This window comes from Flavobacterium sp. LC2016-13 (assembly GCF_009707955.1).
Classification (GTDB): domain Bacteria; phylum Bacteroidota; class Bacteroidia; order Flavobacteriales; family Flavobacteriaceae; genus Flavobacterium.
Genome location: NZ_WMDQ01000008.1, coordinates 274,863 through 290,220, shown reverse-complemented (window position 1 = coordinate 290,220; position 15,358 = coordinate 274,863). Strand labels below are relative to the sequence as shown.

At 33.2% G+C, this 15,358-nt stretch carries 10 protein-coding genes and 1 tRNA gene; 3 read left to right on the top strand and 8 right to left on the bottom strand.

The window, feature by feature from the left end:
• Positions 1-8 precede the first annotated feature (8 nt).
• Together bshB1 and GKZ86_RS17400 are read left to right on the top strand one after the other, a co-directional pair.
• Positions 9-725: a bacillithiol biosynthesis deacetylase BshB1 gene (gene bshB1 / locus GKZ86_RS17405; protein ID WP_154784340.1), complete on the top strand. Its 717-nt coding sequence runs from the start codon at positions 9-11 to the stop codon at positions 723-725.
• A gap of 76 nt (positions 726-801) precedes the next feature.
• A tRNA-His gene (locus GKZ86_RS17400) sits at positions 802-875 on the top strand.
• Positions 876-1,301: 426 nt separating this feature from the next.
• Here the strand turns inward: GKZ86_RS17400 and GKZ86_RS17395 are convergent.
• The 8 genes from GKZ86_RS17395 to GKZ86_RS17360 form a co-directional block, all read right to left on the bottom strand.
• On the bottom strand, positions 1,302-2,150 hold the full coding sequence (locus tag GKZ86_RS17395) for a neutral zinc metallopeptidase (RefSeq protein ID WP_154784339.1): 849 nt from the start codon (positions 2,148-2,150) through the stop codon (positions 1,302-1,304).
• Between the two features lie 90 nt (positions 2,151-2,240).
• On the bottom strand, positions 2,241-5,924 hold the full coding sequence (locus GKZ86_RS17390; RefSeq protein WP_154784338.1) for a response regulator: 3,684 nt from the start codon (positions 5,922-5,924) through the stop codon (positions 2,241-2,243).
• 91 nt (positions 5,925-6,015) lie between these two features.
• Positions 6,016-6,804 carry a hypothetical protein gene (locus GKZ86_RS17385; RefSeq protein WP_154784337.1) on the bottom strand — a complete coding sequence of 263 codons (789 nt, stop codon included), beginning with the start codon at positions 6,802-6,804 and terminating at the stop codon, positions 6,016-6,018.
• Positions 6,805-6,918: 114 nt separating this feature from the next.
• Positions 6,919-8,247: an aldehyde dehydrogenase gene (locus GKZ86_RS17380; RefSeq protein WP_154784336.1), complete on the bottom strand. Its 1,329-nt coding sequence runs from the start codon at positions 8,245-8,247 to the stop codon at positions 6,919-6,921.
• 76 nt (positions 8,248-8,323) lie between these two features.
• The gene (locus GKZ86_RS17375) at positions 8,324-9,013 is read right to left on the bottom strand and encodes an RluA family pseudouridine synthase (RefSeq protein WP_154784335.1); all 690 of its coding nucleotides are present in this window, start codon (positions 9,011-9,013) and stop codon (positions 8,324-8,326) included.
• A 205-nt stretch (positions 9,014-9,218) separates the two neighbouring features.
• On the bottom strand, positions 9,219-10,037 hold the full coding sequence (gene panB / locus GKZ86_RS17370) for a 3-methyl-2-oxobutanoate hydroxymethyltransferase (protein ID WP_154784334.1): 819 nt from the start codon (positions 10,035-10,037) through the stop codon (positions 9,219-9,221).
• A 49-nt stretch (positions 10,038-10,086) separates the two neighbouring features.
• Positions 10,087-11,286: an SH3 domain-containing protein gene (locus GKZ86_RS17365; RefSeq protein ID WP_154784333.1), complete on the bottom strand. Its 1,200-nt coding sequence runs from the start codon at positions 11,284-11,286 to the stop codon at positions 10,087-10,089.
• 122 nt (positions 11,287-11,408) lie between these two features.
• Complete coding sequence (locus GKZ86_RS17360) at positions 11,409-12,836, bottom strand: L-serine ammonia-lyase (protein WP_154784332.1); 1,428 nt, start codon at positions 12,834-12,836, stop codon at positions 11,409-11,411.
• Between the two features lie 316 nt (positions 12,837-13,152).
• Between GKZ86_RS17360 and GKZ86_RS17355 the strand changes: the two genes are divergently transcribed.
• On the top strand, positions 13,153-15,300 hold the full coding sequence (locus tag GKZ86_RS17355) for a cation:proton antiporter (RefSeq protein ID WP_154784331.1): 2,148 nt from the start codon (positions 13,153-13,155) through the stop codon (positions 15,298-15,300).
• Positions 15,301-15,358 lie beyond the last annotated feature (58 nt).

Genomic DNA, 15,358 nt, shown 5'->3' with positions numbered 1-15,358 from the left:
AAACAAAAATGAAGTTAGATATATTAGCATTTGGTGCACATCCGGATGATGTAGAATTAGGTTGTGCAGGAACTATTTTAAAAGAAGTTTCTCTTGGGAAAAAAGTTGGAATTGTAGATTTAACCCGAGGTGAATTAGGCACACGCGGAACGGCAGAAACCAGAGATGAAGAAGCAAAAGCTGCTGCGAAAATATTAGGAGTTGAGGTTCGTGAAAATTTAGGTTTACGCGATGGTTTTTTTATGAATGATGAAAAACACCAGCTTGAGGTTATAAAAATGATCAGGAAATATAAACCGGAAATTGTATTGTGTAACGCAATTGATGATCGCCATATTGATCACGGCAGAGGAAGCAAATTAGTTTCTGACGCTTGTTTTTTATCCGGATTAATCAAAATTGAAACTTCTGTCGATGGAGTAAAGCAAGAAGCCTGGAGACCCAAAATAATATACCATTATATACAATGGAAAAATTTGAAACCAGATTTCGTAGTTGACATTACAGGTTTCGAAAAACAAAAAGTTGCAGCGGTTTCAGCTTATAAAACCCAATTTTATGATCCGAATTCAAAAGAACCTGCAACACCAATTACAAGTAAAAACTTCTTTGAGAGCTTAAATTACCGCGCACAGGACTTAGGAAGGTTAGTTGGCGTTGATTTTGCTGAAGGTTTTACTGTAGAAAGATGTTTGGCTGTCAATAGCTTAGGAGATTTGATTTAAAAAGATGGATTTTTTTTCATTTTTTTCTTTGTAGAAGTAAACCTTTGTTATATATTTGCAACCGCTAAGCAAAATGGTGGTTGTAGCTCAGCTGGTTAGAGTAGCGGTTTGTGGTGCCGCGGGTCGCCGGTTCGAACCCGGTCAGCCACCCAGAAATTTAAAGCCTTGAAGAAATTCAAGGCTTTTTTTGTGCGTAAAACTTTTTGAACCATATAAGTGATATAAGTTCATTTAGGATTGTTTTGTAATTACTTATAAAATCTATATTTATACAAAATAGTATAATTCTAAAAATGTAACTCAACATTTTTTTCTCTTTAAAAATTTATCATATTTCAAATATAGTCTGCGTTTTCAACCGCGGGGACTCTTGTGATTGGGATATGCTGCGATATCGTTGCAGTCCAGCGGTTGAAACTGCTGGCTATATTTCTCTAATATGATCTATAATTGATTTTTTAAATACAGCTAATATAAAATGAACTTATATAACTTATATGGTAAAAATAAACACAAAAAAAAGCATGACGATTAAGTCATGCCCGGTTGGTTGGTTAATTATATTTGGTTTGTGTATTATCTAATTACCTCAAAAGTAGTTCCTTGTTTGATATCTCCAGATTTAAAACCTTTTTTAAACCAGTACATTCTTTGTTCTGATGTACCGTGTGTAAACGAATCCGGAACAACCTGACCGCTCATCTTACTTTGAATCGCATCGTCGCCTACAGCATTTGCAGCACTCAAAGCTTCTTCAATATCGCCTGTATCTAAGTTTTCCTGATTATAATGCGCCCATACTCCCGCATAAAAATCGGCCTGAAGCTCAAGAGCTACAGAAAGTTTGTTGGCTTCGGCTTCGCTTTTTCCTTCTTGTTCCTGATGCATTTTAGCAGAAGTTCCTAATAATGTCTGTACATGATGGCCTATTTCGTGCGCTATAACGTATGCAATGGCAAAGTCGCCACCTTTGGCCCCAAATTTAGTTTTAAGCTCTTCAAAGAAGCCTAAATCCATATATACCTTTTGATCTCCCGGACAATAAAAAGGTCCGGATGCAGATGATGCGCCGCCACAGTCTGTATTTACAGAACCTCTAAAAAGTACCAATTTTGGATTTTTATAGGTCATGCCGTTTTCTTCAAATATTTTACTCCAAATATCTTCGTTATCAGCCAGGATTACGCGAACAAAGTCGCCCATTTCTTTATCTTCTTTACTTAATGGCGCAGCAGCTTCAGTTTGGGTTTGTCCGCCTTGCAATTGCTCTAATCCAGATCCTACAATTTTGCCGGTTTCACCGCCAAAAACATTTAATAACAAAATAATAATACCAATAAGACCACCGCCAACGGCTACTTTTCCGCCAGAAACACCTCTTCTGTCTTCAACATTATCACTTTGTCTTCTGCCTAACCATTTCATATTATATTGTATTAGTCGTTATTATAAATTTTGTTGTACGAATTTATATATTTTTTTGGATAATATGTTTCATTAGAACAATTAACTTTTTTATTTTATCCATTTGGATAAAGCTTCTTCAACAGTTCCTCTAATGATGGGTTTTGAGATATAATCGTTCATTCCGGCAGAAATGCATTTGTTTCTTTCATCTTTTTCAGCACCCGCGGTAACAGCAATTATCGGAATATTTTTGCCTCTCATGGTGTTTCTAATTGCTTTTGTAGCTTCATAACCATTCATAATTGGCATCTGAATATCCATAAAAACCAAATCCGGATTGATATTTTCGATTTGATTTACGGCTTCATAACCATTTTCACATTCAAAAATAATGGTATTTAAATTCAGGTTTTTTACAATCGTTTTCAAAAGAAGCATGTTTACTTTGTTGTCTTCTACAATCAAAATATTTAATTTTTTTTGATTCGAATAATAACTCAAAGCATATTCCGGGCTTACATTTTTTAAAATTCCTTTATATTTCTCTGTAATACTTTTGTGGCTGACATTCAAATTCAAATCAAAATAAAAAGTACTTCCCTGATTTATTTTGCTGTTAAGCTGCAAACGGCTTTCCATTAAAGCCAATAACTGATTCGAAATCGTAAGTCCTAAACCGGTTCCGCCAAATTTTCGAGTTGTCGAACTATCTTCTTGCGAGAAAGCTTTAAATATTTTCTTCTGATTTTGTTCTAATATTCCAATTCCCGTATCAATTACAGAAAAGCGAATGATATAATTTTCTTCTGATTTTTCTTCAATTACAGAAACATTCAACTTTATAGAACCTTCGTTCGTAAACTTTATGGCATTCGATAAAAGGTTAATCAGGATTTGTTTTAATCGAACAATATCTGTCCAGATATATTTAGGAACGTTTGGATCAACGTTTAATTCTAAATCAAGATTTTTTTGATTCGATTCAAAAATAATCAAATCAAATATTTGTCCCAGTATTTTCTGAATGTCATATAAATCGATGAAAAGCTCGAGTTTTCCGGCTTCAATTTTAGAAAAATCAAGAATATCGTTGATAATTTCTAATAATGAATGTGCCGATTGATTAATGGTTGTCATGTACTTTTCCTGAATTTCTTCAAGATTAGTTTTCATCAATAAATGAGTAAATCCAATAATTCCGTTTAAAGGCGTTCGAATTTCGTGCGACATATTAGCCAGGAAATCCGATTTCGATTTATTGGCTGCTTCTGCCAATTCTTTAGCTTTTATCGCGTCTTCACTTTCTTTGATTTTTGCCATATTTCGGTTTCGGTCTAACGCCGATGAAATATTATTGGCTAATGTCTGAAAGATATAAATTTCATCGTCAGACCATTTTCTTTCTTTGGTACAATCATCAAAACCAATAAATCCCGAAAAATTATTGTTGACATACAAAGGCAAAATCAAAATTGACTTGATTTCGTTGGTCACTAATAAATTTTTAAAATAGGTATCTTCCAGATTTCGGGTTAATGTGCTTAACACTTTTTTATTTTTAGAATGCTCAACGATTTCCTGCAGATTTTCTTCTGTAAAATGTTGCAATTCCGTTATTTGATGACTGATTCCTTCTCTCGACCATTTGTATTTCTGACTTATGGTATAGGTTTCAAAATCTTTTTCGTAATAAAATATATGATCTACTTTTGATGCTTTTCCTATAATTTCATAGGTTTCCTCAAACATTTTTTGAGGGCTTTTACTCAATAAAAATTTCTCTGTACAAAGTGCCAATGCAGATAATAATTCACTTTTAAGTTCCAGCTTTTTTTCTGCCTTAAGTCGCATTTGCGATGAAATAGCGAGCGAAATAACATCAGAAATTGTTCTGGCATAATTAATATCTTCATTATCCCAATCTCTCTTTATTTCGGTACTTTCAAAACAGGCAACACCCGCTAATTGTCCGTTTAAAAAGATAGGAACATCCAGCATCGATTTTATTTTATTTTTGATGAAGTATACTTGCTGAAATTCAGAGGTTTCTAATTTATTAAATACATCAGAAGCATTAATAATGGCTTTGTTCTTTAAGGTTTCAAAATAAATTGGATAGGATTCTTTATCCAGAATATTTTTGTCACTTAAACTTTGATTATCTCTGCTGAATAAATTTCTGCAGGTAATCGTATCATCAGAATATTTCCAGAAACTCACTCGGTTTGTTTTAGAAACCGTTGCGGCTTCCTGAATGATATAATCAATTACAATTTGTAAATCGTTATAGCCACGAAAATCGGTTGTTGATAGTTTTTTGGTTGAGGTATTATACGCTTCGATTTTTTCGAGACGTCTTTTTTTCTCGTTTTCTATATTTTTTATTTCTGTAATATCCCTTGCAATACCTGCATATCCGGTTATTTCGCCCAAATCATTTTTGCGGATGATTACTTTTTGCGAAATCCAGATTTCTTCGCCGCTTTTCTTTATTACCGGAATCTCAATCGTTGGATAATTAAGTTCATTTTGGGCTAGATTCTCATAAAAATCAACGGCATTTTTGATATAATCTTCGTGAATGAAATTCGAATAATGCTGAAAAATAACTTCTTCTTCGGAATAGCCAAGAATCGAAAATCCAAACTCATTTATAAAAGTAAAATAACCATCAACATTAATTTCAAAAATAATATCAGTTGCAGTCTGAATCAGGTTTTTATATTGATCCTGAACAATAATTTGCTCTGTAACATCCTGACCAATACTGATAATTAAATCATTCGAAAATTTTTTGTCTTTCCATTGAATGTATTTGAATTCGCCGTTTTTACTTTTTAATTTCCGGATATATAATTTATTATCAATATACGTTTTATGATAATTTTCTCGTATAAATTCAGGGTCTTCCGTAAGTTTCCAAAATTCCATTGCCATTACTTCATCAGGAGAATATCCTAAAATAGAAGTGATAGTTTCGCTGCTAAATAATACTTCACCTTTTTTATTGGTGGCAATAGTTAACGAATTTCCTTTATGAACGATTTCATTTGTAAATCTAAAATTATCCCGATTGTTTAATAAAACGGCATAATTAACATGATTGATGATAAAAACAATGATGCAAAAATTGATTAATAAAATGGATGATTTTATAGGAATAAGATGGAAAATTACAGTTGTAATAAGATAGATAAATACAAACGTAACGAAAAGCCAATAGATTTTTATAGGCTTTAAAATACTGTATGAAAAGAAAAAAGAAAGTAAAAAGGTAATAATAGGAATAATATCATTTTCGAGATAAATGATGTTGCGCCCCACATAAGCGAAATAAATAAAAAAGAAAAATATAAAAATTTGCTGCGTTCTGTCGCGTAGAAATTTTATTTTATCGGTTATAAAATACATCAGCAAGACCGAGATACCAATAACGACATTAAAAACAAATAAACTTCTTGGACGAATTTTAAAAATTTCGTTGATAATTTCAATTACAATAATTGCAATACCAAAGAAAAGCGCATACAATTGATATTCTTTATGAGCTGTTTCGGTTTCGAGTTTCTTCTCGATAAAATACCCAATTTTTGCTTTAATTCTAAAAAACTGATAGATAAGTAAACTTAAGAAACCAAAGAGCGACAATCCTAAAATAATGAGTTTAGGATTGTTGTAGAAAATAATATCTGAGGTAAAAACAAACCAATTTGATATAATCGATTTCAAGGCATCTCCAAAATTGGCGATTCCTGAAATAAATACATTAAAAAGACTATAGTTTTGTACCATAGAATTTGGGTCTGTTTTTGGTTCGTTAATAGCATTTTAGAGTTTTCTGAAAAGAGTAGGTTAGTCTCTTTTTTTATCCAGAACCTTCTATTTATTCAAAATCTGATCCTATAGAATCGATTGAGTTTTCATCTTCTATATTAAATATAGCATTGTAAATAGCGTATTTTACTGAATATGTTATTGGAATAGTGAATGCAACACCAATACAACAGCCAATAAAACCTACAGCCGAAGCAATACCGCCCACAAGAAGCAAAAGGATTATTGCCAATGGTTGTTTGCTTACCAAAATAATACTTGATTTTATAGCGTCTATTGCTTTTAGATCTCCAAAAATAATTAATGGTATTGTTAATGTTGTAAGTACAGTAATGGCCAGTGCAATTATAGTGTCTACAAAGGAAATTCCCACTAAATTAAAAACAACTGAAATGAAGCCACTTGTAAGTGAAATTAATAACATGGCAAGAAAAAGCTGTGGAAAATAACGCGAATTATAATAGCTGAAAATAGTTGAAAAATTAAACTCTTCATCTTTTTCTGCATGATGTGCCATTTTTAAAAATCCAGCTGTAAACGGACTGAAAAGCGCCGCTACAAAAGCTATAACTAAGGTATAGATAATTAAAACTGAATTTGTTGGTTCTTCGGTTTGTAAGTTTTTAAAGAATTCTTCATTAAAATGCTGAACTCCGTAAAGAGCAACAAAAAGACCGCTACCAAGAAAAAATGCTAAAATCGAAAATACTAATAATATTAAGCCGGCGTAAAGTGCTATTTTTTTATAGTTTTCGAAAGCATGGTTAAAGACATCAGAAAAGTCTAAAGGATAGCCATTTTTTTTAATGTCCTCGATTTGATCAAGTGTAGATTTCATTTTAGTAGAATTGTTTAATACGCTTTGGTATTTGATTTATTGTTGACGTAAATATAATATATTTAATCAATTCCCTATAAAAATCTATAAAACATTACGAAAAGGTTTTCGTGTTTATATCCAGTTTAATAGCCGTTTAATGCTCGCTAATTTATCTTTGTAAGGCGCATATCGCATGGGCAAATCGATCCAGTTTCCTTTTTTGACGACACCTTTATGATGTGAAAAAATATCAAAACTCAATTGGCCATGATAAGCACCAATTCCGCTATGGCCAACTCCTCCAAAAGGCAATCTGCTATTGGAAAAATGCACTACAGTATCGTTAATGCAACCACCTCCAAAAGAGTAAGTTGCGATTAATTTCTTGGCAAAAGATTTATTCTCGCTAAAAATATAAAATGCAAGAGGTTTCTCATATCTGCTAACGACATTTTTAATATCATTTTCAGTTTCATACGTAAGAATAGGTAAAATAGGACCAAAAATCTCTTCTTTCATCACCGGACTGTCTAAATTTGGTTCTTCTATTAACGTTGGGGAAATGTATAATTTATTGGCATCTGTTTCTCCGCCAAAACTTACTTTTTCAGCTTCGATCATATTGACTAAACGCAGCCAGTTTTTGGTATTTATAATGCGGGCAAAATCAGGAGATTTTTCTAATTTTTTTCCGTACGCTTTTGTAATTTCTTCCATCAAAAAAGAAATGAAATTGATTTTCATGTTTTTCTGAATCAAAATATAATCCGGAGCAATACAAGTTTGACCGGCATTAATAAATTTTCCCCAGACGATTCGTTTTGCAGCTAATTTTAAATCTGCTGTTTCATCAATAATACAAGGATTTTTTCCGCCTAATTCGAGCGTAACGGGAGTTAAGTTTTCTGCAGCCGCTTTGGCAACAATTTTACCAACGGCAACACTTCCGGTAAAAAAGATATAATCCCAGCGCTGCGCCAGTAATTTATTTGAAACTTCAAGCCCACCTTCCATTACTTCAACGTGACTTACATGAAATGTTTTTTCAATGATCCGGGCAATTATAGCAGATGTATTTGGGGTAAGTTCCGAAGGTTTTAAAACAACTCGATTTCCTGCTGCAACAGCAGAAATTAAAGGACATAAAGCAAGTTGAAAAGGATAATTCCACGGAGCAATAACCAGTACATTTCCGTATGGCTCTTTATAAATATAATCAGTAGAAGGAAAATTAAGAATGGATGGAAAAACTCGTTTTGGTTTTGCCCATTTTTTTATGTTTTTGATAGTGTCTTTCAATTCCGAAATGACATAATTTGTCTCGGTTAGAACGGCTTCAAATTCAGGCTTTTTAAAATCGTCGTATAAAGCTTTTACAATTAAGTCCTCGCTTTTTTGAATGTTATGCAACAATTTTTTAAGCGTTTCTCTTCGGTATGCTATGTCGTTTTTATAGTCCATTTTACGATCAACTTGATTTTTTAGTATATGCAAGTTAATTGATAAAATTTAAAAAATTAACAATTTAGTCATAAAATCACAACGCATTCCAAATGGTTTCATCAGGCGTTGGCGCGATAATCGTAATATTTTCTTTAGAAACAGGATGAACAAAAACTAATTTTCTGGCATGAAGATGAATTCCTCCGTCAGGATTACTTCGGTCAAAACCATATTTTAAATCGCCTTTTATCGGAGAACCAATAGCAGCCAATTGTGCACGAATTTGATGATGACGACCTGTATGTAAATTGATTTCCAGCGCTACATAATTCTGAAGTTCTTTAAAAACAGTATAATCCAAACTTGCAACTTTACTATCCGGAACTTCTTTTAAATGTGCTTTCGAAGTATTATTCTTTTCATTTCTTTTTAAGTAATGAACCAATTTAGCCTTTGCTTCCGGAGGTTTGTTTTTTACAACTGCCCAATACGTTTTTTGCGTTTCGCGATTGCTGAACATTTCGTTCATGCGCGTTAATGCTTTACTTGTTCTGGCAAAAACCACAATTCCGGTTGTAGGACGATCTAAACGATGAATTACACCCAAAAACACATCACCGGGTTTATTGTATTTATCTTTAATATATTCTTTTACAACATCAGATAAAGGTTTATCGCCCGTTTTATCACCCTGCACAATATCGCCCACACGTTTGTTAACCACAATAATATGATTGTCTTCGTGTAATATTTGGAGATTGTTTTTATCGGAAACGATTTTCATTTTAGATTTTAGATTGATTGCTAATAGCTATTAAGTTTGGCTAAAGCCTAATAAATGGGCTTAAAAAATACACCTCCAGCTAAAGCTGGAGGCAATTAATTTTTGAATTTTAAAAAGACTTTGAATCTTTGTTACTTTGAGCCTTTGTTCCTAAAAAAGAAACCTTAGAATCTCAGCAACTCAGAACCTTACTACCTTAAAAAAATTAATATTGTTCACTAGAATTAGGAAAATCACTTGCCTTAACATCAGCAGCATATTGGCCAATTGCTTTGGTCATTTGCTCGTATAAATTTAAGTAACGACGCAAGAAACGTGGACTAAATTCATTATTCATTCCTAACATATCGTGAATAACCAATACTTGTCCGTCAACGCCGCCTCCGGCACCAATTCCTATTACCGGAATAGAAATGCTTTCTGCAACTTTTTTTGCTAAATCAGCTGGGATTTTTTCTAAAACAACACCAAAACAACCTACTTTTTCAAGCATTTTGGCATCTTCGATTAATTTTTCGGCTTCTTCTTCTTCTTTAGCGCGAACGCTGTAAGTTCCGAATTTATAAATCGATTGTGGAGTTAAACCCAAATGTCCCATAACAGGGATTCCTGCGTTTAATATTTTTTTGATAGATTCTTTAATTTCTTTTCCGCCTTCAAGCTTTACAGCATGTCCGCCACTTTCTTTCATGATTCTGATAGCTGAACGTAAAGCTTCTTTTGGATCAGACTGGTAACTTCCAAAAGGTAAATCTACCACAACTAACGCTCTTTCAACGGCGCGAACAACAGATGATGCATGATAAATCATCTGATCTAAAGTAATTGGCAAAGTTGTTTCGTGACCCGCCATAACATTTGATGCTGAATCTCCAACTAAAATCACATCGACTCCTGCGGTATCAACAATTTTCGCCATTGTAAAATCGTAAGCCGTTAGCATAGAGATTTTTTCTCCGTTGCTTTTCATTTCGATTAACGATTTTGTGGTGATTCTTTTATAATCTTTTTTTGCTACTGACATTTTATTTTTTTTTGAAGATGTAAAAGTATTGAATAATTATAGATTGAAATCAGCAATCGATGAATATTTCAACAGAAAATAGCTTCCCGTCTTTAAATTCTAATATGAACTGACTATCATCTATAATATATATAGAATAATAATGTGGTGATTTTAAAGAAGCTTGTACGTAAGTTCCATATTTTTCTATGAAAGCTTTTTCGGATAGTGTGTTATCAAAAATAACGTTCGGGCTAAATGCTAATTTGTTATTTTCGTTGATAAAAACCTTAACGATTTCTGCCTGATTTTTTGCTTCATCAACAGAAACTTCTAAATCCGGATAATAGTAAAATAAGTCACTTAAATAAATCCCGCATCCATCGTCAACGTTAGCCTTTTTAGTTGGTTTACCAAATGTTTTTACCAGATTAGTTTGAGATAAATACAGTGATTTGGTTTTTATGCCTTTTAAAAGAAATTCAGCTTTTTTAGAAAAAGCAAAAATTTCTTCGGCTTTTTTAGATTTGTTTAAAGCCTTGGCAAGGGCTATATTTAATTCAGTTTCAGCAAGAAGTTTTGGGTCGTTTAATTGTTTTACAACTTCATAATATCTTTGATACGCCGGAAGCAAAGTTGTGTTATTAGTATTCCAGGCCAACTCAACAATGCGCTCGCTGATGGTTTTACGTTCGGTAATATTATTTACGTCTAATTTGTCAAAGTTTTTAATTAGAACATTGAGATCAGGTCTTTTTCCAAGAAATTTTCTGAGTGTAAATTTGGCATATTCTTCGCCGAAACTCCCGTCAATGTTTACCCATTCATCTTCATTTTTTGGAAGATAGTTAACAGTAACAGGATCGCCCGTAAATAAAACTTCCCTGATTTTTGAATTTTTATCAGGTTGCGCCCGTGCTTTCAATCCGGCTACTAAAACAAAAAGATGATTACTTCCGTGATAATTGCCGCCAAAAATAATTGGATTCTCCTTATCTGTGGTTTTAATATCGTCGGCATTTAATGATTCAGAGATGAATTTACTCGGAACATATCCTTCATTATTATTATCAGCTTGTATTTTATACCAGCCTTTTTGATTACCGGATAATAAATGAACTTCTGCACCATATTTAAAATACCCCAAAAATTCTGCAGAAGTACTGGCTGAAGTATACAATCGTGTATCTGAATTGATAAAATAACGATCTTGCGAATACATTAAACCAGAGCAAAATAAGATTGCAATTACGGAGTGGTATTTTTTCATGTAGTAGTTTTGGTTTTTTGCTACGAATTTCACGAATTTTCACCAATTTCTTTTACTCAATTAGAGATTAAAAATTAATTCGTGAAAATTCGTGGAAATTCGTGGCAAACTTTTCGAAATCTTTAGCAATCGGCCATGTTTACTGCAATTGCCAATCCGCCTTCAGAAGTTTCTTTATATTTTGAGTTCATGTCTTTTGCCGTTTGCCACATCGTATTGATTACTTTGTCTAAAGGCACTTTTGCATTTTTAGAATCCGTTTCAAGAGCCAACTCAGCAGCATTTATCGCTTTTATGGCGCCCATTGTATTTCTTTCGATACACGGAATCTGAACCAAACCACCAATTGGATCACAAGTTAAACCAAGATGATGTTCCATTGCAATTTCTGCAGCCATTAAAACCTGAGCAGGAGAACCGCCCATAAGTTCGCAAAGAGCCGCTGCTGCCATAGATGACGAAACACCAATTTCGGCCTGACAACCGCCCATTGCTGCAGAAATCGTAGATCCTTTTTTAAAGATACTTCCAATTTCTCCCGCAACCATCAAAAATTGTTTGATTTCTTTTTCTCCGGCATCGTGATTTTCGATCACTAAATAATACATTAAAACGGCTGGAATTACGCCGGCACTTCCGTTTGTTGGAGCAGTAACCACACGTCCTAAAGATGCATTTACCTCATTCACAGCAAGTGCAAAACAACTTACCCATTTAAGAATTTGGCGAAATTTAACTTCTGTTTTTCTAATTTCTTCCAGCCAGCTTTGCGGATCGTGATAATTAGATAAACCAATCAAATTCTGATGCATATCAAAAGCTCTTCGGCGAACGTGTAATCCCCCGGGAAGAATTCCTCCTGTATGACATCCTATATACATGCATTCCAGCATCGTGTTCCAAATGCGCATTAATTCCGAATGAATTTCGGCTTCCGGACGCATCGATTTTTCGTTTTCATAAACAATTTCAGAAATCGTTTTGTTTTCTGAAACGGTATAATTTAAAAGCTCAACGGCATTTTGAATCGGAAATGGAAATGCACATTTTATTTCTTCTTTTATTTTGGCATTGGTGCGTTCTTCTTTTACCACAAAACCTCCTCCGATAGAATAAAAAGTAGATTCATATTCAGAATCATCAGCTTTATAAGCTGTAAATTTTAATCCATTGGCATGAAAGGGAAGAAAGTCTTTATTGAAAACAATATCCTGAAGAAAGTAAAACGGAATCGAAATTTGGTTTCCTAAAATGATTTCATTTTTGGTTTCGATTGTTTTAATAATTCCGGCAATATCGTCAATCGGAATATATTCAGGATCCTGACCGCTTAAACCCAGCATAACTGCCAAATCTGTAGCGTGACCTTTTCCGGTCAATGAAAGTGAGCCATATAAATCAACCTTAACTCTGGTAACCTGCTCTAAAACAGATTCGCTTTTAAGCTCTTCTAAAAAGCGTTCCGCAGCGCGCCAGGGACCAAGTGTGTGTGAGCTCGAAGGGCCAACACCAATTTTAAGCATATCAAAAACAGAGATACATTCTTCCATTGTTCAATTTTTATTAAGACAAAGATAATTGAATAATGCAAAGATGTTTTGTTTTCATTTGTTAATGTTGCGGTTTTGTTAAAAAATATATTAAATTTTAATAATTTGACAATGAAATAAATTTAATTGGTTAATATGCGGTTTTCGTTAAGACTTCGCGCATTTTTTAGGTATTTTTGTAAAGAAGCAATCACTAAAAAATCCGATTTTTTTAGCTTTTAAATGAATTGGACAAAACACAACTTCTTATATTTCATTTTAATTTTTACCTCTTTTTACGAAAGTTAAAATATCATAAAGAAGATAAAATTACATTATGATAGAATTTTTCAAGCATTTTTTACAAGAATTCGAGTTACCGCTTAACAATCCAGTATTGATTTTTTCTTTGATACTTTTCATTATTTTGTTGTCTCCTATTTTACTCAAGAAAATAAATATTCCCGGCATTATTGGTTTAATCATTTCGGGTGTAATTATTGGTCCTCACGGACTTAATATTTTAGCCAAGAATTCAGCAGTCGATTTATTTTCAACCATCGGATTGCTTTATATTATGTTTATTGCAGGTTTAGAACTCGACATGAATGAGTTTAAAGCCAACCGAAATAAGAGTTTATTATTTGGTTTTTTTACGTTTATTTTTCCGCTTTCAATAGGATTTCCGGTTTGTTTTTATTTGTTGCAATATGATTTTAATGCCAGTTTTTTAACGGCAAGTATGTTTGCAACGCACACTTTGGTAGCATATCCAATTGTGAGTAAAATGGGAATCTCAAAAAATCAGGCAGTTGCCATAACTGTTGGAGGAACAATTTTGACTGATACAGCGGTTTTGATTATTCTGGCCGTAATTATGGGAAGCAGTCAGGGAAGTCTGAATCAGGCTTTTTGGATAAAATTGGGCGTTTCATTGGCCATTTTCTCAGCGATTATGTTTTTGGTAATTCCGAGAATTGCAAAATGGTTCTTTAAAAAATTAGAAAGCGAAAAACATGCCCATTATATTTTTGTACTTTCTGTTGTTTTCTTTGCAGCGTTTTTGGCTCAAGTAGCAGGAGTAGAACCTATTATTGGCGCTTTCGTGGCCGGTTTGGCATTGAATCCGTTAATTCCGCAATCATCAGCTTTAATGAATAGAATTGAGTTTATTGGAAATTCATTGTTTATTCCGTTTTTCCTGATTTCTGTGGGAATGCTGGTTGATATCAGCGTTATTTTAAGCGGACCAACAGCGCTAATTGTAGCGGGAACATTGAGTGTTGTGGCTATTTTTGGAAAATGGATTGCTGCGTTTTTTACTCAAATCGTTTTTAAATATACGAAAACAGAAAGACAACTTATTTTCGGATTAAGCAGTGCGCATGCTGCAGCAACTCTGGCCGTTATTTTGGTGGGTTTTAAAGCTAAAATTCTGGATGAGAATATCTTAAACGGAACTATTATCCTGATCTTAATTACATGTATTGTAGCTTCTTTTGCTACTGAAAAAGCAGCGAAAAAAATTGCTATTTGCGAAGAAGAAGTTTCGCATGAAGATGCCAATCGTGATCAAATATTAGAAGAGCATATTTTGATTCCGTTAGCAAAAACTTCTGCAACGGCAAGTCTTTTAGATTTTGCACTTTTAATAAAAGATAAAAAATCTACCAATCCGGTAACGTTGTTAACGATTGTGCCAAATAATGATCAGGCAGAAATTAATATTTTGAAGTACAAAAAAGCCGTTGATAAATTCGTAATTCAAGGTTCGGCTTCAGAAGTTAAGATTAATACAATCGCCAGAATTGATCATAATCCGGCAAGTGGAATTGCAAGAACTTCAAAAGAAATCATGTCAGATATTGTGATTGTTGGCTGGCCGAAAAAAACAGGTTTCCTGGATAAAATTTTTGGTGAAAATGTCGATTCAATCATCAATAATGTAGACAAAAGTTTATTTATCTGTCGTTTTAAAAAGACTTTTATTGAAGAAAAAAGACTGGTATTTATTTGCCCGCCTTTTTCTGAAAGAGGCATTGGGTTTCAGCTTTTGTTGCAAAAAATCTGTAGATTATCTCAGGAATTAAGTATTTCGATTGTAATTTATGCAGAATATAAAACACATCAGACGATTCAGCAAATTGCTAATAATTTGAAACTTAACGCAAAATTAGGTTTTAAGAGTATTATGGATTGGGATGATTTCGAATCGATTTCTGATGAAATAAAACCGACGGATTTAATTGTTTTTAACTTATCCAGAAAAGGTTCTGTTTCGTATCAATCAATTTTTGACAAATTGCCTCAAAAATTTGAAAGATCATTTGAAGACAGCAACCTGATTTTGGTTTATCCGCAAGACGATAACAAAGTAACGGCTATGGATGCGTATGAAGATTTTACCGCAACACCATTAACAAAAGGCCTTGAAGCGATAGAACAAATTGGTCGAGGTTTGGGAAGTATTTTGAAGAAAGGATAAAAATTTAATATAAGATTTTTATTGTTTTTGTTTCTTTTTTATAATTATAGATTGAATA

Bases quoted from the DNA above. Each gene is read 5' to 3' on its own strand.
- GKZ86_RS17365 (WP_154784333.1), bottom strand. From the start codon at position 11,286: ATGAAAAAATACCACTCCGTAATTGCAATCTTATTTTGCTCTGGTTTA.
- panB (WP_154784334.1), bottom strand. From the start codon at position 10,037: ATGTCAGTAGCAAAAAAAGATTATAAAAGAATCACCACAAAATCGTTA.
- GKZ86_RS17390 (WP_154784338.1), bottom strand. From the start codon at position 5,924: ATGGTACAAAACTATAGTCTTTTTAATGTATTTATTTCAGGAATCGCC.
- GKZ86_RS17375 (WP_154784335.1), bottom strand. From the start codon at position 9,013: ATGAAAATCGTTTCCGATAAAAACAATCTCCAAATATTACACGAAGAC.
- GKZ86_RS17380 (WP_154784336.1), bottom strand. From the start codon at position 8,247: ATGGACTATAAAAACGACATAGCATACCGAAGAGAAACGCTTAAAAAA.
- GKZ86_RS17385 (WP_154784337.1), bottom strand. From the start codon at position 6,804: ATGAAATCTACACTTGATCAAATCGAGGACATTAAAAAAAATGGCTAT.
- GKZ86_RS17355 (WP_154784331.1), top strand. From the start codon at position 13,153: ATGATAGAATTTTTCAAGCATTTTTTACAAGAATTCGAGTTACCGCTT.
- GKZ86_RS17360 (WP_154784332.1), bottom strand. From the start codon at position 12,836: ATGGAAGAATGTATCTCTGTTTTTGATATGCTTAAAATTGGTGTTGGC.
- GKZ86_RS17395 (WP_154784339.1), bottom strand. From the start codon at position 2,150: ATGAAATGGTTAGGCAGAAGACAAAGTGATAATGTTGAAGACAGAAGA.
- bshB1 (WP_154784340.1), top strand. From the start codon at position 9: ATGAAGTTAGATATATTAGCATTTGGTGCACATCCGGATGATGTAGAA.